14 protein-coding genes are annotated in these 17135 nt (G+C 71.0%); 10 read left to right on the top strand and 4 right to left on the bottom strand.

Translation table 11 applies throughout. From position 1 onward, the window contains the following. The 5 genes from AC156L_RS22955 to AC156L_RS22935 form a co-directional block, all read left to right on the top strand. Positions 1-397 (top strand): ATP-binding cassette domain-containing protein (locus AC156L_RS22955; protein WP_484407251.1); only part of this gene is annotated, 397 nt, incomplete at its 5' end. Further along, on the top strand, positions 394-1359 hold the full coding sequence (locus tag AC156L_RS22950; RefSeq protein WP_330881277.1) for an ABC transporter permease: 966 nt from the start codon (positions 394-396) through the stop codon (positions 1357-1359). The genes AC156L_RS22955 and AC156L_RS22950, both read left to right, overlap by 4 nt. Positions 1360-1415: 56 nt before the next feature. Then, positions 1416-2357, top strand: coding sequence for an ABC transporter permease (locus tag AC156L_RS22945; RefSeq protein WP_484407253.1), 942 nt, complete (start codon positions 1416-1418; stop codon positions 2355-2357). A 60-nt stretch (positions 2358-2417) separates the two neighbouring features. After that, positions 2418-5177, top strand: a complete 2760-nt coding sequence (locus AC156L_RS22940; RefSeq protein ID WP_330878295.1) for an AbfB domain-containing protein — start codon at positions 2418-2420, stop codon at positions 5175-5177. A 25-nt stretch (positions 5178-5202) separates the two neighbouring features. Continuing rightward, positions 5203-6261 (top strand): Gfo/Idh/MocA family protein, encoded by a 1059-nt coding sequence (locus AC156L_RS22935; RefSeq protein WP_330878296.1) that lies wholly within the window; start codon positions 5203-5205, stop codon positions 6259-6261. Between the two features lie 41 nt (positions 6262-6302). Here the strand turns inward: AC156L_RS22935 and AC156L_RS22930 are convergent, their stop codons facing one another. Both AC156L_RS22930 and AC156L_RS22925 read right to left on the bottom strand, forming a co-directional pair. Continuing rightward, a complete protein-coding gene (locus AC156L_RS22930; protein ID WP_484407249.1) occupies positions 6303-7172 on the bottom strand; it encodes a hypothetical protein in 870 nt (289 codons plus the stop codon). Then, positions 7169-7672, bottom strand: a complete 504-nt coding sequence (locus tag AC156L_RS22925; RefSeq protein WP_330878298.1) for a SigE family RNA polymerase sigma factor — start codon at positions 7670-7672, stop codon at positions 7169-7171. Before AC156L_RS22925 ends, AC156L_RS22930 begins: the two co-directional genes overlap by 4 nt. Positions 7673-8795: 1123 nt before the next feature. Between AC156L_RS22925 and AC156L_RS22920 the strand changes: the two genes are divergently transcribed. The 5 genes from AC156L_RS22920 to AC156L_RS22900 are packed head-to-tail and all read left to right on the top strand — an operon-like array spanning position 8796 to position 14368. Further along, positions 8796-10058: an ABC transporter substrate-binding protein gene (locus tag AC156L_RS22920; protein ID WP_330878327.1), complete on the top strand. Its 1263-nt coding sequence runs from the start codon at positions 8796-8798 to the stop codon at positions 10056-10058. Positions 10059-10114: 56 nt separating this feature from the next. Continuing rightward, a complete protein-coding gene (locus AC156L_RS22915; RefSeq protein ID WP_330878328.1) occupies positions 10115-11062 on the top strand; it encodes a carbohydrate ABC transporter permease in 948 nt (315 codons plus the stop codon). Then, on the top strand, positions 11059-11940 hold the full coding sequence (locus AC156L_RS22910) for a carbohydrate ABC transporter permease (protein WP_330878299.1): 882 nt from the start codon (positions 11059-11061) through the stop codon (positions 11938-11940). The genes AC156L_RS22915 and AC156L_RS22910 overlap by 4 nt, the downstream gene beginning before the upstream one ends. A gap of 2 nt (positions 11941-11942) precedes the next feature. Further along, positions 11943-13349: a GH1 family beta-glucosidase gene (locus AC156L_RS22905; protein WP_330878300.1), complete on the top strand. Its 1407-nt coding sequence runs from the start codon at positions 11943-11945 to the stop codon at positions 13347-13349. Beyond that, positions 13346-14368, top strand: a complete 1023-nt coding sequence (locus AC156L_RS22900; protein WP_330878301.1) for a LacI family DNA-binding transcriptional regulator — start codon at positions 13346-13348, stop codon at positions 14366-14368. The genes AC156L_RS22905 and AC156L_RS22900 overlap by 4 nt, the downstream gene beginning before the upstream one ends. 48 nt (positions 14369-14416) lie before the next feature. On the opposite strand, the gene AC156L_RS22895 is transcribed toward AC156L_RS22900, so the two are convergent. Beyond that, on the bottom strand, positions 14417-15385 hold the full coding sequence (locus AC156L_RS22895) for a hypothetical protein (protein WP_330878302.1): 969 nt from the start codon (positions 15383-15385) through the stop codon (positions 14417-14419). Between the two features lie 142 nt (positions 15386-15527). Then, the gene (locus tag AC156L_RS22890; RefSeq protein WP_330878303.1) at positions 15528-16862 is read right to left on the bottom strand and encodes a glycoside hydrolase family 6 protein; all 1335 of its coding nucleotides are present in this window, start codon (positions 16860-16862) and stop codon (positions 15528-15530) included. Positions 16863-17135 lie beyond the last annotated feature (273 nt).

The following is a 17135-nucleotide window of genomic DNA, read 5'->3' as shown; positions in this document are numbered from 1 at the left end:
GGTCAGCAGGGAGAAGCAGGACCGGATCGTCGACACCTTCGTGAAGCGGCTGCGCATCAAGGTGTCCAACCCCGACCAGCTCGTGTCGGAGCTGTCCGGCGGCAACCAGCAGAAGGTGCTGCTGGCCCGCTGGCTGTGCACCAGGCCGAAGGTCCTGCTGCTCGACGAGCCCACCCGCGGCATCGACGTCGGCGCCAAGGCCGAGGTGCAGGCGCTGATCGACGAACTCGCCCAGGAAGGCTTGGCCGTGCTGCTGATCTCCTCGGAGATGGAGGAACTGATCGACGGGGCCGACCGGCTGGTCGTGCTCAAGGACGGGGCCGTGGTGGGTGAGCTGTCGGGAGACGACCTCACCCAGGACAAGGTGCTCGCCGCCATCGCGGGGGAGGCGCCGTGACCGCGGCGACGGCGACGGCGGGCGGGATCGACCGCGCCCGCGTGGCCCGGTGGCTCCAGGAGTACGGCGTCTACGTGGCCGTCGTGGCGCTGCTGCTGTTCAACGTGTTCTTCACCGCGAACTTCCTGACGCTGGGCAACTTCCGCACGCAGCTCGTGCAGGCCGCGCCGGTCTGCATCGTGGCGCTGGGCATGGCGCTGGTGATCGGCACCGAGGGCGTCGACCTGTCGGTCGGCGCCGTGATGGCGCTCGCCGCGTCGCTCATCCCGCTGTACCTGGGCGCGGGCCCGGTCCCGGCCGTCCTCATCGCGCTGGCGGTCGGGCTCGCGGCCGGGATGTTCAACGGCTTCCTGGTCGCCCACCTCGGCATCCAGCCGATCGTGGCGACACTGGCGCTGCTGGTCGGCGGGCGCGGGCTCGCGCTCGTGATAGCCGAGGGCCAGCTCGTGCAGCTGCACGACAAGTCGTTCCTCGAACTGGGCACCGGCGACCTCGCGGGCATCCCGATCAGCGTGTGGATCGCGGGCCTGCTGTCGGTCGTGGTGGCGCTGCTGGTCGGACGCACCACGTTCGGCCGCAGGCTGGTCGCGATCGGCGGCAACCGCACGGCGAGCGGGCTGGCCGGTCTGCCGGTGAAGTCCGTGCTGGTCGGCGTCTACGCGATCTGCGGCCTGCTCGCGGCCGTGGCGGGCGTGCTCGCGACCGCCCGGCTCAGCGCCAGCGACCCGGCCGACATCGGGCTGCTGATGGAGCTGTCCGCCATCACCGCGGTGGTGGTCGGCGGCACGGCGCTCACCGGCGGTCGGGTGCGGATCCTCGGCACGGTGTTCGGCGTGATCCTCATGCAGCTGGTGCGCGCCACGCTCATCAAGCACAACCTGCCCGACTCGACCGCGCAGATGGTCCAGGCCGCGATCATCGTCGTCGCGGTGTACGTCGCCCGTGAACGGAGCACCCGTTGACCGCCGTGATCACCGATCCTCCGGACACCACCGCCTCCACGACCCGGCGCGAGCTGATGACCGGCGTCCTGCAACGGCAGGGCGCGGCCATCGCGCTCGTGCTCGTGGTGGTCGTGGCGTGGTTCTCGTTCCCGCGCTTCGGCAGCCTGGACAACCTCCGCGACCTGGCGCTCCAGAGCTCGTTCCTGGCGGTGATCGCGCTCGGCATGACGTTCGTGATCATCACCGGGGGCATCGACCTGTCCGTCGGGTCGGTGTACGCGCTCGGCGGCGTGCTGGCCGCCTACGGCTCCCAGCACGGGTTCCTGGTGGCGCTGGCGCTGCCGCTCGTGGTGTGCGGGCTGATCGGGTTCGTCAACGGCGTGCTGGTGGCCAGGACGAAGATGGCGCCGTTCATCGTCACGCTGGCGTCGCTGCTGTTCGCCAGGGGCCTGCTGCTCGCGATCACCGACGAGGGCTCGACCACCTACCGCGTCCCGGCCGACTCGGCGTTCATCGAGCTGGGCCGCGGCACGATCGGCGGCTTCGGGTACCCGGTGTTCATCGCGGCGGCCCTGTGCGTGGTCGGCGGGATCGTGCTGCGGCGCACCAGGTTCGGCCAGTCGGTGTTCGCGACCGGCGGCGCGGAGCAGTCCGCGCTGCTGATGGGTCTGCCGGTCGCCCGCACCAAGATCACCGTCTACACGATGAGCGGCGTGCTGTCCGGGCTGGCGGGCGCGCTGACCGCCGCCTACCTCCAGTCCGGCGTCACGGTCATCGGCGTCGGCACCGAGCTGGACGCCATCTCGGTCGTCGTCATCGGCGGCACCCTGCTGACCGGCGGAGCGGGCACCGTGCTCGGCACCGTCATCGGCGTGGGTCTGCGCAACGTCATCCAGAACATCATCAACCAGATCGGCACCCTCGACAGCAACTACCAGTCAGTGGTCAGCGGCGCGTTCCTGCTCGTCGTCGTGATCCTGCAACGGTCCCTCGCCAGAACAAAACCACGACGATAGGAGGTTCCGCTCCACGAGCACGGCCCGGCTGCGTTCCCCCGCGAAGTCTTGGAGCCAACGATGCCCTCCTCCCGACGCGTCCTGAGCGTCGTCACCGCCTTACTCGTCGCGACGACGACCGCGGTCGCCGTCGCACCACCGGCTTCGGCTGCCGTCTGGCAGCCGAAGCCGTTCCAGCTCACGACACCCTGGACGAGCCAGGTGTCGCCCACCAACGCCCTCCCCGAGTACCCGCGCCCGCAACTGGTGCGCTCGGAGTGGCTGAACCTCAACGGGGTCTGGGAGTTCGCCGGAGCACCCAACCTCGACTCGCCGCCCATCGGCAGGCCGCTCGCCGAGGGCGTGCTGGTGCCGTACCCGATCGAGTCCGCGCTGTCGGGGATCAAGCGGCACGAGGACAACATGTTCTACCGCCGCACGGTCACCGTCCCGACGGCCTGGAGCGGTCGTCGGGTCAACCTGAACTTCGGCGCGGTCACCTGGGAGACCCGCGTGTGGGTCAACGGGGTCCGCGTCGGCGCGACGCACACCGGCGGCTTCGACGCGTTCTCCATCGACATCACGTCCGCGCTCAAGGCGGGTGAGAACGAGATCGTCGTCGGCGCCCGCTCGACGGTCGACGGCAGCCTCCACCCGATCGGCAAGCAGCGCCGCAACCCCAGCGGCATCTTCTACACCGCCGCGTCCGGCATCTGGCAGACCGTGTGGCTGGAGCCGGTGAACGCGGCGAGCATCACCCGGCTCGACACCACGCCCGACGTCCCGGCGGGCGTCCTCGACCTCGTGGTGCGGGGCACCGCGGGGATGCAGGCGCGCGCCGAGGTGCTGAGCGGCGGCCAGGTCGTGGGCACCGCGACCGGCGCGGTCGGGTCGCACCTGCGCGTCCCGGTGCCCAGCGCGCGGCTGTGGTCGCCGGACGACCCGTTCCTCTACGACCTGCGGGTGACCCTGCTGGGCACCGGGGGAGGGGACGTCGTCACCGGCTACTTCGGCATGAGGTCGGTCGGCAAGGCGATGATCGGCGGCGTGCTGCGGCCGACGCTGAACGGCGAGTTCGTGTTCCAGCTCGGCACGCTCGACCAGGGCTACTGGCCGGACGGCATCTACACCGCGCCCACGGACGCGGCGCTGAGGTTCGACCTGGAGCGCCAGAAGGCGCTGGGCTTCAACGTGGTCCGCAAGCACATCAAGGTCGAACCGGCCCGGTGGTTCTACCACGCCGACCGGCTCGGGCTGATGGTGTGGCAGGACATGCCCGCGCTGGACGCGGTCGACGACACCCCGGTCGCCAGCCACGCCAACTACGAGTCCGAGCTGCGCCGGATGGTCGAGCAGCTCAAGGGGATCACCTCGATCGTCCAGTGGGTCCCGTTCAACGAGGGCTGGGGCGAGTACGACAACGGCCGCATCGTCGACCTGGTCCGCTCGATCGACAGCACCAGGCTCATCAACCACAACTCCGGCTCGAACTGCTGCGTGTCCGACCCGGAGCCGTCCAACGGTGACGTGATCGACGACCACGCGTACCAGATCTCCACCGGCACCAGGCTCCCCACGGCCACGCGGGTCGCGGTGCTGGGCGAGTACGGCGGCCTCGGCAGGGCGATCCCCGGCAGCGAGTGGCAGCCGGGAGCCGGGTTCGCCTACGGCGCTCTCCACCCGGACGAGTCGTCGCTGACGAACCGGTACGTCGACATCACCAGGGAGGTCGGCAGGTTCGTGCACGAGCGCGGGCTGTCGGCGTCGGTCTACACCGAGCCCTACGACGTCGAGAACGAGGTCAACGGCTTCTACACCTACGACCGCCGGGTGCTGAAGATGACCGAGGCGCGGGTGCGCGAGGTGAACCAGCGGGTGCTGGCCCTGGCGCGCGGCACCGAGGTCGGCCGCGGCGAGCTGGTGTCGCTGCGGGTGACCACGACCGGGTACACCGACCGGTTCCTGCGCCACTCCGACGCGCTGGCCCGCACGGACGTGATCAACGGCGGCAGCTCCGACGTGGCCAAGCAGGACGCCACGTTCTGGGCACGCCCCGGCCTGTCGAACTCCGCGTGCCTGTCGTTCGAGTCCCGCAACCACCCCGGCAGGTTCCTGCGGCACTCGAACCTCCGGGTCCGCAACGACCCGAACGACGGGTCCGCGACGTTCGCGGGCGACGCCACGTTCTGCGCCCGCGAGGGGGCGGGGGGCACGCGGCTGGAATCGGCCAACCTCCCCGGCGCCTTCCTCCGGCACCACAACGAGGCCGTCCACCTCGCCCGCTCCAGCGGCACGAACCCGTGGGACGGCGGCGGGAGCTTCTCGGCGGACAGCACGTGGGCCGCGACCACCGGCACCTGGCGCAGCGGCGCCGACCTGCCGCTGGACCAGGCCAGGTCGTTCCGGGTGACCACGCCGGGCTACACCGACCGGTACCTGCGCCACCAGGCCGACCTGGCGCGCACCGACGTGGTGAACGACGCGAGCGCCGCGGTGCTCAAGTCCGACGCCACGTTCATCGTCCGCCGGGGCCTGGCGAACTCGACCTGCTACTCCTTCGAGTCCCGCAACCACCCCGGCCGCTTCCTGCGCCACGCGGACTTCCGCGTCCGCCTGGCGGCGAGCGAGAACACCGACCTGTTCCGGCTGGACGCGACCTTCTGCGCCCAACCGGGAACCGGCGGCGTCCGGTTCGCCTCGGCCAACGAGCTGGGGACGAACATGAGGCACTACGCGGAGGCCGTGTACGTGGCGTCCAGCGGCGGCGCCCACGTGTACGACAACCCGGCGTCCTACGACCAGGACGTCAGCTGGGCCGTGTCCAACCCCTGGGCCCCGTAGCCGGGGGCCGACCGGTGGTGTCGCCGTGTCCGCCGTCCACGGCGACACCACCGGACCGCCCTGCCGGGTGGTCGCGGGCGTGGTCGAGCCGGGGAGGACGGTCGAGGCGCGAGGTGGCAGGGTGGTGCCCATGGTCGACACGCCGGTAAGGCTGGGCATCATCGGACTCGGCGCCATGGGTGGACGGGTGTTGGACGTCGCCGCGGCGCACGCTGACCTGGTGGTCGTGCGCGCCTGCGACCTGGACCGGGCGACGCTGGACCGGGTCTCGGCGGCGCACCCGGACGTCGCGGTCAGCCGCGACCCGGCCGACGTGCTGGGCGCGTCGGACGTGGACGCGGTCTACCTCGCCACGCCGCCCGCGTTCCACGCCGGGATGACCGTGGCCGCGCTCGCCGCGGGCAAGGCGGTGTTCTGCGAGAAGCCGCTCTCGGTGAGCGCCGAGGACGGGCGGAGGATGCGGGACGCCGCGGCGGCCGGCGGCCTGGTGACGGCGGTGAACTTCGCGCTCTCGGACCGCGACGTGGTGCTGGAGGTGGAACGGGCGCTGGCGGCCGGTGAGGTCGGCGACGTGCTCGGCGTCGACGTGCGGCTCCAGTTCCCGAAGTGGCCCCGCGAGTTCCAGGCGGACGCGCTGTGGCTGGACGGCCGGGAGCAGGGCGGGTTCGTGCGGGAGGTGTTCTCCCACTTCGCGTACCTGACCGACCGGCTGGTGGGGCCGTTGCGGGCGGTCGACGTGAGCGCCGACTTCCCCGCGAGGGGCAGCGAGGTGGCCGCGCGCGGCCTGCTGCGGGCCGGTGACGTGCCGGTGCACTTCTCCGGTGTCGCGGGCGTGGCCGGACCCGAGCACTACGAGTGGGTCCTGTGGGGGACGCGCCGGTCGTACCGGCTGCTGGAGTGGGCGAACCTGGAGGTCTTCGAGGACGGCGCCTGGACGCCCGTCCCGAGCCGCGGCCGGGGGTCGGACGCCTCGCGCCTCGGGCTGTTCGCCGAGGCGGTGCGCGGGGGGCCCACCTCGCCGAACCTGGCAGGCTTCGACGTCGCGCACCGGGTCCAGGAGGCGGTGGAGGCCTTCCACGCCTGAGCCGGGGTGCCGCCGCCAGGGGGCGGCGGCACCGTCGTGACCTAGTCCACGTGGAAGCCCGGACTGGTCGCCAGCTCGGTCAGCTGGACCTCGGTGAGCGGGAGGGCGGCCAGAGCGGGGACGCTCTCCCCGTGCTGCTTGGCCTGGTAGACGAAGACCACCGTGCCGTCGTCGTGGCGGTAGGCGGCGAGCTGGTCGAACCGCTTCTGGTCACCGGAGCCGTCGGAGGTGAGCAGGCCGACCTGCTCGCCGCCGACGTCGACCACCCGGCACGGCCCCTTGATGCCCCACGACTGCCCGGTCACCTCGCACGGGCCGGTCGGGTAGGTGTTGCCCGCCGTCGTGACCTGCACGTGCAGGGTGCCCACGGCACCGCTGCCGTCGGTCTTCACGAGGGGGGCGTCCAGCAGGTACTCCCACACCTGGCCGCCGTCGGCCGCGTAGTCCAGGAACTGCGACTGCGTCCTCACGGCCGCGGTCCCGGCCCCGCCCTGGAGGGTGAGGCCGGGGGGAACGGCGCCCGTGAGGACGGGCACCATCCCGACGCTCTTGGCCGCACGGGGGCCGCTGGTCGCCGTGCGGTCGGACTGGCCGTCCGGCCACGCGGTCTCGGACGCCTCCACGTCCGGGCCCCCCGTCGTGCTCGGCGCCGCGCCCGTCGAGGCGCTCCCCGGCGCCGCCCCCCCGTTCGCGGCCTCCAGCCCACCGCCGGACATCGCGCCGGGCAGCAGCGCCGCACCCGCCGCGATCCCCACGACCGCCACCCCGGCGACCGCACCCGCCCAGGTCGCGCGACGGCGCCGCTGGGCCTTCCGGCCCGCCTCCACCGCCGTCCTCGTGTCCATCGGTGGCGGCGGGCTGCTCGCCACCATCACGCCGCGCAGGGCGCTCCTGACCTCGTCCTCGTTCATCGGACCCACTCCTGGTAGTCGTCGGCGAGCCTGCCGCGCAGCGTCTGCAGCCCCCGCGCGGCCTGGCTCTTCACCGTTCCCGTCGTGCACTTCAACGCCCTGGCGGTCTCCTCGACCGACAGGTCCTCCCAGTACCGCAGGACGAGCACGGCCCGCTGCCGGGGCGGGACGTGTTCGAGCGCCGCCAGCACCACGAGCCGGTCCTCGGCGGACCCGCCCGTCGGGCTCGCGGCCTCGGGAGCGCCGTCGGAGAACCGCTCGCGGCGGTACTGCCCGCGTCTCGTGTCCGAGACGAACGTGCGCACCAGGATCTGCCTGGTGTAGGCGTCGACCACCTCGTGCCGGGCGATCCTCCGCCACGCCAGGTAGAGCTTGGTGAAGGTGACCTGCACCAGGTCCTCCGCCCGGTGCCAGTCACCGCACAACAGGTACGCCGTGCCGCGCATGGCGCCGGAGCGCGCCGCGAAGTACTCGGCGAACTCGGCGTCCCGATCACTCATCCGTTTCTCCCTACCGTGCGGTACCGGGCTAGTCACGCTCACGGGAGCCGATCCGGTTGCACCGGGCGCGGAAACAGCCGCGGGCAGGATCCACAGTGGAAGGCCGGACGCCGTCCACAACGGACCGCGGCGGGCGGAAGGGGCCGGTGGAGCGGGGCGGACGGGGGTGCGGGGGACCTCCGGTGGACGGGGCGGGTGGACGAGCGTCGGACGTGGCGGAGAGTAGCCCCGCGCCCGTGCGCGCGGCGAGAAGCCGCCATGGTCCTTGTCCCTCGGCGCGAGGTCGCGATACGGTCGCTGGGAGCGCTCCCAGAACATCCACGACGAGGTGGGCCATGAGAGGGAACCGAGTAGTGCCAACGGGTGCAGACGCGTGCCTCTCGGCGGACCGCGAGCCGTGGGTGTCGATCGCGGCCACGGCGCCCCGTCGCCGCGCGGTGTCCGGGTTGGGTGATTTGTCCCCCGGTGGTGGGGCGAACGCCCGCGCGTCCGAGTCGGTGTCGCGCGGCCGTGCCGGATCGCGCGCGGGCGTGTTCGAGTCCACTGTGGTCGGCGCGCTGCCCGGCGCGGGCCGGCGGGCCGCGAGCGCGGTGCCGATCACCGCCGCCGCGTCCGCGCGGGTCGCCGTCCGGTCGCCGGTGCCACCCGGACGGTCCGCGAACGGCCATCGCGACGCCCCGCCGTCTCGTTCGGTGATGGCGGGTGTGTGCCATGTGGCCAGTCCCGATCCGCCAAGCGGGTCACCCCGGTCCCGATCGGCCTAGCGGGTGCTGATCATCGGCCCGTCGCGCTCCTCGATGGTTGGTCTGGCCTGGTTCCAAAACCGCATCCGTGCAGGTGAAGGCACTGGGAGCGCTCTCGGAGTTCAGTAACCGGCCCGATCGGTCCACGAGGGACCGGAAGTGCCATCAACCAAATATCCGCAGTTCACGGGTGTTGTCCACCTATTTGACCCCCATTGGTAACAGGCTGGACACAAGTCCTTGACACCCATTAGTGGTGCCGACCACACTTCGGCACCTGGGAGCGCTCCCAGACTCGTTCGCCTCATCCGGAGGCTGCCGAGATCCGCCGCCCTCAGCAGAGGAGTCCTTACGTGCCGTACCGCTCAAACCGATGGGTCATGGCGCTGGCCTGTACCGCCGCGCTCGCCGCTACCGCCGCCTGCGGTTCGAGCGACGCCGGTACCACCGCAGACGGCAAGGTCGAACTGACCGTCGCCACGTTCAACGAGTTCGGCTACGAGGACTTGTTGAAGGAGTACGAGGCGAGCCACCCGAACATCAAGGTCACCCACCGCAAGACCGGCAAGTCGGACGACCACCACCAGAACATGTTCACCAAGATCGGCGCGGGCTCCGGCCTGTCCGACATCGAGGCCGTCGAGGAGGGCTGGCTCGCGCAGGTCATGGCGAAGTCCAACCAGTTCAACGACCTCACCAAGATCGGCCCGGCCGACGTGAAGCCGGACCGCTGGCTGAAGTGGAAGTCCGACTCCGCCACCACCAAGGACGGCGCGCTCATCGGCTACGGGACCGACATCGGTCCGCTGGCCATGTGCTACAACAAGGACCTCTTCGCCGCCGCCGGTCTCCCGACCGAGCCCGAGGCCGTGAAGGCCATCTTCGCCACGTGGGACAGCTACTTCGCCGCGGGTGACCAGTTCAAGGCCAAGACCGGCGACAAGGCGTGGTTCGACAGCGCCGCGCAGGTCTTCAACGCCATGGTCAACCAGAACAAGGTCGGCTACTACGACGTCGACGACAAGCTCGTCGTCGACTCCAACCCCGACATCAAGGCCGACTGGGACAAGGTGACCGCCGCGGTCGCCAAGGGCCAGTCCGCGAAGCTCGTCGCGTTCGGCAACGAGTGGAACACCGGCTTCAAGACCTCGGCCTTCGCCACGAAGACCTGCCCGTCCTGGATGCTCGGCGTCGTCGAGAAGCAGGCCGGTCCGGAGAACTCGGGCAAGTGGGCCGTCACCGACGCCTTCCCCGAGGGCGGCGGCAACTGGGGCGGGTCCTTCCTGACCGTGCCCAAGCAGAGCAAGCACCCGAAGGAAGCCGCTGAGCTGGCCGCGTGGCTGACCGCGCCCGAGCAGCAGATCAAGGCCTTCACCTCGAAGGGCACGTTCCCCAGCCAGGTCGAGGCGCTGACCGCCCCGGCGCTGCTGGAGCAGACGAGCGCGTACTTCGGCGGCGCCAAGGTCGGCGCGCTGTTCGCCGAGCAGGCCAAGAAGGTCCCGGCCGCGCAGCACAAGGGCCCGGCCTCCGGCCAGATCCAGGACAAGGTGTTCAACTCGGCGCTCCAGGCGGTCGAGCAGGGCACGAGCGTCGACGACGCGTGGAAGCAGGCGGTCGAGGGCTCCCAGAAGGCCGCCAAGTGACGGCTGACCTCACGGAGGTGCCGAGCGGGCGGGGCGTCGAGCCCCGCCCGCCCGTCCTGCGTGAGCCCCCGAACGGGCACCCGAAGCTGCCCTGGCGCGACCGGCTCACCCGGCTCGACGTCAAGTACACCCCGTACGCCTTCATCGCGCCGTTCTTCATCCTGTTCGCGCTGATCGGCCTCTTCCCGTTGCTCTACACGGCATACGTGTCGCTGTTCGACTGGGAGCTGGGTGCCGACGAGCACCCGTTCATCGGGCTGGAGAACTACGCGACGCTGCTCGCGGACGACCAGTTCTGGAACGCCATGTTCAACACGATCAGCATCTTCGTGTTGTCCAGCGTCCCGCAGATGATCATCGCGGTCCTGCTGGCCGCGCTGCTCAACACCGCGCTGCGGGCGCGGACCGCGTGGCGCATGGGCGTCCTGCTGCCGTACGTGGCGAGCCTGGTCGCGCTGGCGATCATCTTCAGCAACCTGTTCGGCAAGCAGTACGGCCTGATCAACACGTTCCTGAACTCGGTCGGGCTGAGCCCGGTCGACTGGCAGGGCAACTGGTTCGCCAGCCACGTCGCCATCGCGACGATGGTGAACTGGCGCTGGACCGGCTACAACGCGCTCATCGTGCTGGCGGCCATGCAGGCCATCCCGCGCGAGGTGCACGAGGCCGCGCTGGTCGACGGCGCGGGCGCGGTCCGCAGGTTCGTCAGCATCACGCTGCCCCTGCTGCGCCCGACGATCATCTTCGTGGTCATCACGTCGACCATCGGCGGCTTGCAGATCTTCACCGAGCCCAAGCTGTTCGACCCGGCGGGCGGCAGCGGCGGCGGGTTCTCCAACCAGTACCAGACCGTCGTGCTCTACCTGTACCAATCGGGCTTCCAGGACTTCAACCTCGGCTACGCCTCGGCGATGGCCTGGATCCTGTTCCTGGTCGTCCTCGTCATCGCCGCCGGGAACTTCTTCCTCACCAGGCGGATCGCGTCAACGGGGGAGAACGAATGACCACGCTGACCACCAGGCAGCCCCCGGTCGCCCGGCCGGGCAAGAGGCTGCGCGCCTCCGCCCTGCTGGAGCGCCCCAACTTCGCGGTGTACGGGATCCTCATCGCGTTCATCCTCGGTTCGGCGTTCCCGTTCTACTGGTCGTTCCTCGTCGCCAGCTACGACGCCAACGTGTTCACCGGCGACGTGCCGCTGATCCCCGGCGGGAACTTCCTCACCAACGCCTCCAGGGTGCTCGACGCCATCCCGTTCTGGAAGGCGCTGGGCAACAGCGTCATCGTGTCCGGCACGGTCACGCTGTCGGTCGTCCTGCTGTCCAGCCTGGCCGGGTTCGCCTTCGCCAAGCTCCGCTTCCGCGGCAGCAAGGGCCTGATGCTGTTCGTCGTCGCCACGCTCGCCGTGCCGACGCAGCTCGGCGTCGTGCCGCTGTTCATGGCGATGGCCGAGTTCGGCTGGTCGGGCACCCTCGGCGCGGTCATCGCGCCGAACCTGGTCACCGCGTTCGGCGTCTTCTGGATGCGGCAGTACATCGTCGACGCCGTCCCGGACGAGCTGATCGAGGCCGCCCGCATGGACGGGTGCAGCATGCTGCGCACCTTCTGGCACGTGTGCCTCCCCGCGGTGCGACCCGCCGCGGCGATGCTGGGCGTGTTCACGTTCATGCAGTCCTGGAACGACTTCCTGTGGCCGCTGATCGTGCTCAACCCCGAGGACCCGACCATCCAGGTCGCGCTGGAGAAGCTCCAGTCCGGCTACTACGTCGACTACTCGCTGGTGCTCGCCGGAACCACCATGGCCACGGTCCCGGTGCTGTTGGTCTTCATCGTACTCGGGCGGCAGATCGTCGCCGGGATCATGCAGGGCGCTGTGAAGGGGTAGTTGTGGACCAGATTTCGTTTCCCGACGGCTTCGTGTGGGGCGCGGCGACGGCCGCTTTCCAGGTGGAGGGCTCGACGACCGCGGACGGTCGCACGGACTCCATCTGGGACGCCTTCTGCAGGTTGCCCGGCGCGATCGTCGGCGGCCACACCGGTGAGCCCGCGGCCGACCACTACAACAGGGTCGAGCAGGACGTGAAGCTGATGGTGGACCTGGGCCTCCAGGCCTACCGGTTCTCCATCGCGTGGCCGAGGGTCCGCCCGGACGGCGGCGCGGCCAACCAGGCGGGCCTCGACTTCTACGGCAGGCTCGTGGACACGCTGCTGGCCAACGGCATCAAGCCGTGGGTGACGCTGTACCACTGGGACCTGCCGCAGGCGCTGGAGGACAAGGGCGGCTGGGCCGAGCGCGACACCGCGTACCGCTTCGCGGACTACGCGACGACCGTGGTCGAGTCGCTCGGCGACCGCGTCACCTCGTGGACGACGCTCAACGAGCCGTGGTGCTCGTCGTTCCTCGGCTACGCGGCGGGCGTGCACGCGCCCGGCCGCCGCGAGCCCGAGGCCGCCGTGGCCGCGGTGCACCACCTGCTGCTCGGCCACGGCCTGGCGACGTCCGCGATCCGGGCCGTCCAGTCCGACGCCGAGGTGGGCATCACGCTCAACCTCTACCCGGTGTTCCCCGCGGACCCGGAGAGCGCGGCCGACGTGGACGCCGCGCGGCGGCTGGACGGCATGCAGAACCGGATGTTCCTCGACCCGGTGCTGCGCGGCGAGTACCCGGCCGACGTCGTCGAGGACTTCACGCCGTACAAGTTCATCGAGAACGTGCGGGACGGCGACCTGGAGATCATCTCCACGCCGCTGGACATGCTCGGCGTGAACTACTACTCCGAGCACAACGTGAGCACCGTGTCCGACGGCCTCGTCCCGCTGCGCAACGGCAGGCGGCAGAGCGGGTCGCCGTGGGTCGGCCTCGACCAGCTCTCGTTCCCCACCCGGAACCTGCCGCGCACCGACATGGACTGGGAGGTGCAGCCGGACGGCCTCACCAAGGTGCTGCGGCGCCTGCACGACGAGTACCCGCGGCTGCCGCTGTACATCACCGAGAACGGCGCGGCCTACCCCGACGCGGTCAACGGCGACGGCGGCGTGCACGACCCGGACCGGTTGGGCTTCATCGAGTCCCACCTCCGGGCGGCGCACAACGCCATCGCCGCGGGGGTGGACCTGCGCGGCTACTTCTGCTGGTCGCTGCTGGACAACTTCGAGTGGGCCGAGGGGTACGCGAAGAGGTTCGGCATCGTGCACGTGGACTACGACACCCAGGTCCGCACGCCGAAGGCCAGCGCCCGCTGGTACGCCAAGGTGACCAGGGAGAACGCACTGGTCGCCACGGGTGGCCTGTGACCGACGTAGCCAGGAACAGACGCCCCGGCCCCCGGCTGGAGGAAGTGGCCCGTGCGGCCGGGGTGTCGCGTTCCACCGTTTCCAGGGTGATCAACGAGGAGCCCTACGTCAGCGCCAAGGCGCGTGACGCGGTCCACCAGGCCATCCTCGACCTGGGGTACAGCCCCAACCAGGCGGCCCGCACCCTCGCGGGCAACCGGGCGAACGCCATCGCGCTCGTGGTGTCGGAGCAGGGCAGCCGCGTGCTGTCCGACCCGTTCTTCGCGGGCGTGCTGCGCGGGGTGCACGCCGAGCTGTCCGGTCGACGGGTCCAGCTCGTGCTGATGATGACCCAGCAGGACGACGAGAAGGACGTCGTCGGCTACCTGTCCGGCGGGCACGTCGACGGCGTGCTGATGGTCAGCCTGCACGGCCAGGACCCGCTGCCGCTGAAGCTGGCCGACGCCGGGGTGCCGATCGTGGTCGGCGGCAGGCCGCTGGTCGGCGACGGCATCCAGTACGTGGACTCGGACAACTTCAACGGCGCGCTGGAGGCGGCCAGGTACCTGGTGGCCACCGGCCGCCGCCGGATCGCGACCATCGCCGGGCCGAGGGACATGGCCGTGGGGATGGACCGGCTCAACGGGTGGCGCCGGGGCATGGCCGAGGCCGGGCAGCCGTCGGACCTGGTGGCGCACAGCGTGTTCACTCCGGACGGCGGGGCGGCGGCGATGGAGGACCTGCTGTCCCGCGAGCCCGAGATCGACGCGGTGTTCGTCGCCGCGGACATCATGGCGATGGGCGCGCTGCGGGTGCTGCACGCGCAGAACCGCCGCATCCCGCGCGACGTCGCCGTCGTCGGGTTCGACGACCTGATGATCGCCTCCACGGCCCTGCCGCCGCTCACCACCGTGCGGCAGGACGTGGAGCAGCTCGGCCGCACCATGACGTGGTGCCTGCTCGGCCAGCTCGACGGGGAGGAGGGGCTGCCCCCGTCCCTGCTGCTGCCCACCTCGCTGGTGATCAGGGCCAGCGCCTGAGAACGTCGCCCGCCGCACGTGTCCCGACCGTGCGGCGGGCGGTCACGCCTACTTCGCGGGCAGGTTCAGCGACGGGTTGACGGCGCCGGAGGAGAAGACGCACACGGCCTGGTTGGACCGCGCGCACTCCTTGGACGCCTCGATCCGCAGGTACTCCAGGTAGTTCGGGTCGGCCAGCGACTTCGAGAGCTGGGCCTGCGCGGCGGACTGGTCGATGGCCACCTTCTTGGCGCTGCGGCCCTTGCGGATCTCCGGGTCGTTGTAGTCCGCCCCGATGATCAGCAGCTCGACCGGCGGGCACGGCAGCAGCCGCGCGTCCTTCGCGTTCGGGTCGCCCGGCAGCTCGCGGTCGAACGACGGGCCGCAGAAGAACTGCTTGCCGGTCTGCCGCTCCAGGTACTCCTGGAAGCGCTTGCCGACGTCGGCCTGGAGCAGCGTGAGCGTGCCCGTGTCGGTGTTGGGCACCTGGACGTTGTTGACGATCGCGTCGCCGAAGTACTTGCGCGCCTCGTCCTTGAAAGCGGATTCGAGCTGCGGGTAGAACTTCTCCCGCAGCAGCTTGCGCCAGCCCTCCGGCTCGTTGCCGTCGTCGTCGAGCTGGCACTCGTAGTGCTTGCACAGGTCCTCGAAGAACTTGCGCAGCGTCCCGCCCTCGTAGCCGGGGATGTCGTCGTCGCGCGTGTTCGTCTTGAAGGCCACGCTGATCTCGAAGTCGACGAGCATGCCGTTGGTGTCGGCGTCACCGCCGGCGGGCACGCTGATCACGCCGTCGACGTCGGCCCGCTCGTCGCGGCGGACGATGTAGCTGCGCTGGGAGGTGGTGAGCCGGTAGACGTCGTCGTTCCAGGTCCACTCGACCTCGCCCGGCCGGACGACGCTGGAGAACGCCTTGCCGTCGATGCTGCCCGACGTGTAGTGCAGACCGATCGCGTCCGGCTCGATCTCGGTCGCCGTGCAGCCCGCGGTGCCGAGCACCGCCACCGCCAGCAGCGCCGCGACCGCGCTCCTCTTCGTCATGGAGTCCTCCCCCTGGGTGCGAGATGTCCGAAGTCTGACACCCGTTGTGCCCCAGGGGTTCCGGAATGGTCCGTTTCCTCGTCGCGCCCCACGCGCGGCGGAGTGGCGCCTCCCGCGAAGCGCCACTCCGGTCCGGTGGGGATCAGGCGCAGGCCGCGCCGTTCAGCCTCGGGCTCGCGAACGGCGGGGTGCCGCCGGAGAACGAGGCGTTGTAGCCGATGGTCACCGAGGCTCCGGTCGCCAGCGGGCCGTTCCAGGCCACGTTGGTCACCGCGATGACGTCACCGGTGTCGGTCCAGTTGCCGTTCCAGCCCTGCGAGAGCGTGACACCGGGCGCGGAGAACTCCAGCGTCCACGAGCTGATCGCCGCACCGCGGTTGGTGATCACGACCTCGCCGCTGTAGCCGCCCGACCAGCTGCTGGTGACCTTCTGCGTGGCCTGGCAGCCGCCGGACGGGGTGCCGGGCGTCGTCGTCGTGGTGGTCGTGGTGGTCGTGGTCGTCGTCTGGATCGGACCGGCCGCCGCGGCCAGGTCGTACGCGCGCTGCGGCACGAACTGGCCCGCCGGGGCGATGCAGCCGTCCGACTCGCCCGGCAGCTTCACCCAGAGGAACGCGTCGATCCTGGAGTCGCCGGTCGCCGTGGTGCTGGGTGTGCCGATCGCGCGGCCCGCCGGGTCGCACCACTCGCTGCCGAGCGGGCCGTTGCCGTTGCGGCTGGTGTCGACCACGGCCTTCAGCCGCTGGTCGCCGACGGCGTCGAGCACCGACTTCGCGAAGGCCACCTCGTTGCCGGTGGCGCGGTAGTTCGACACGTTGGTGGAGATGCCGTCCGCGCTGTTCGAGATGTCCGCGCCCCGCAGGCGGTTGGCGGCCTCGCCCGCGCCGAGCCACGCCGAGTGGCCGATGTCGAAGTACACCTTCGCCTGCGCCGAGCCCGCCTTGAGCTTCTTGCCCGCGTAGGCCATCGACGCCTTGGTCTCGTTCTGCTGGTCCGCGTTCTGGCAGGTGGACATCAGGGGCAGGACGTCGGGTTCGAGGATGATCGACGCCGGTCGGCCCGCGAGCCCGGCGGCCACCTGGTCGACCCACTGGCGGTACGCGCTGTGGGACGGGGCTCCGCCACCGCTCGCGCCACCGCAGTCGCGGTTCGGGATGTCGTAGACGACCAGGATCGGGATCTTGCCCGCGCTCGCCGCCGCGCCCACGTGGGCGTCGACCTCCGCGCGGACGGTCGAGGTGTTGGTGGTGGTGAACCACTTCGCCTGCGGGACGGACGCGATCCGGTCGCGGATCAGCGCCGTGCGGGAGTCGCCGGGGTTCGCCGCGACCCACTTGGCCGCGTTGGTCGTGGGATCGGTGTAGAACGCCGAATCGGCCGCCAGCGCGGTGCTCGGGGCGTGCAGCAGCAGGGCGCCCCCCACGGCGAGCGCGGTGGACAGCGCTCCCAGCGCGAGGACGTGCTTCGGTGCGGACATGGCTCTCCCGGTGGGTCGGGTGCCGGGGGGAGCGACGTTGCTCCCCCCGGCACCACGTTTCAGGGCGGCGGTGGGTGGTGGCGCCGGTCCCGCCGCAGGGCAGTGCGACGGGACCGGCGTCCGCGCCGCGTCGCGGGACGGGCGTCCCGACCCGGTGGTCACCACCGGGTCGGGAGCCCGCGGTCCGCGTGCGGCGCGTTGCCCGGGGTGACGGCCAGACCTCCGCCGTCGGCCTGGCCGTCACCCCGGTACTCCGGGTCGTGCTGGGTAGGC

The organism is Umezawaea sp. (genome assembly GCF_057122925.1).
This window is presented reverse-complemented; position numbering and strand designations above follow the sequence as displayed.

Excerpts from the sequence above, each read along its gene's own strand:
- AC156L_RS22945 (WP_484407253.1), top strand. The coding sequence starts at position 1,416 with ATGACCGGCGTCCTGCAACGGCAGGGCGCGGCCATCGCGCTCGTGCTC.
- AC156L_RS22940 (WP_330878295.1), top strand. The coding sequence starts at position 2,418 with ATGCCCTCCTCCCGACGCGTCCTGAGCGTCGTCACCGCCTTACTCGTC.
- AC156L_RS22930 (WP_484407249.1), bottom strand. The coding sequence starts at position 7,172 with ATGAACGAGGACGAGGTCAGGAGCGCCCTGCGCGGCGTGATGGTGGCG.
- AC156L_RS22925 (WP_330878298.1), bottom strand. The coding sequence starts at position 7,672 with ATGAGTGATCGGGACGCCGAGTTCGCCGAGTACTTCGCGGCGCGCTCC.
- AC156L_RS22920 (WP_330878327.1), top strand. The coding sequence starts at position 8,796 with ATGGCGCTGGCCTGTACCGCCGCGCTCGCCGCTACCGCCGCCTGCGGT.
- AC156L_RS22910 (WP_330878299.1), top strand. The coding sequence starts at position 11,059 with ATGACCACGCTGACCACCAGGCAGCCCCCGGTCGCCCGGCCGGGCAAG.
- AC156L_RS22895 (WP_330878302.1), bottom strand. The coding sequence starts at position 15,385 with ATGACGAAGAGGAGCGCGGTCGCGGCGCTGCTGGCGGTGGCGGTGCTC.
- AC156L_RS22890 (WP_330878303.1), bottom strand. The coding sequence starts at position 16,862 with ATGTCCGCACCGAAGCACGTCCTCGCGCTGGGAGCGCTGTCCACCGCG.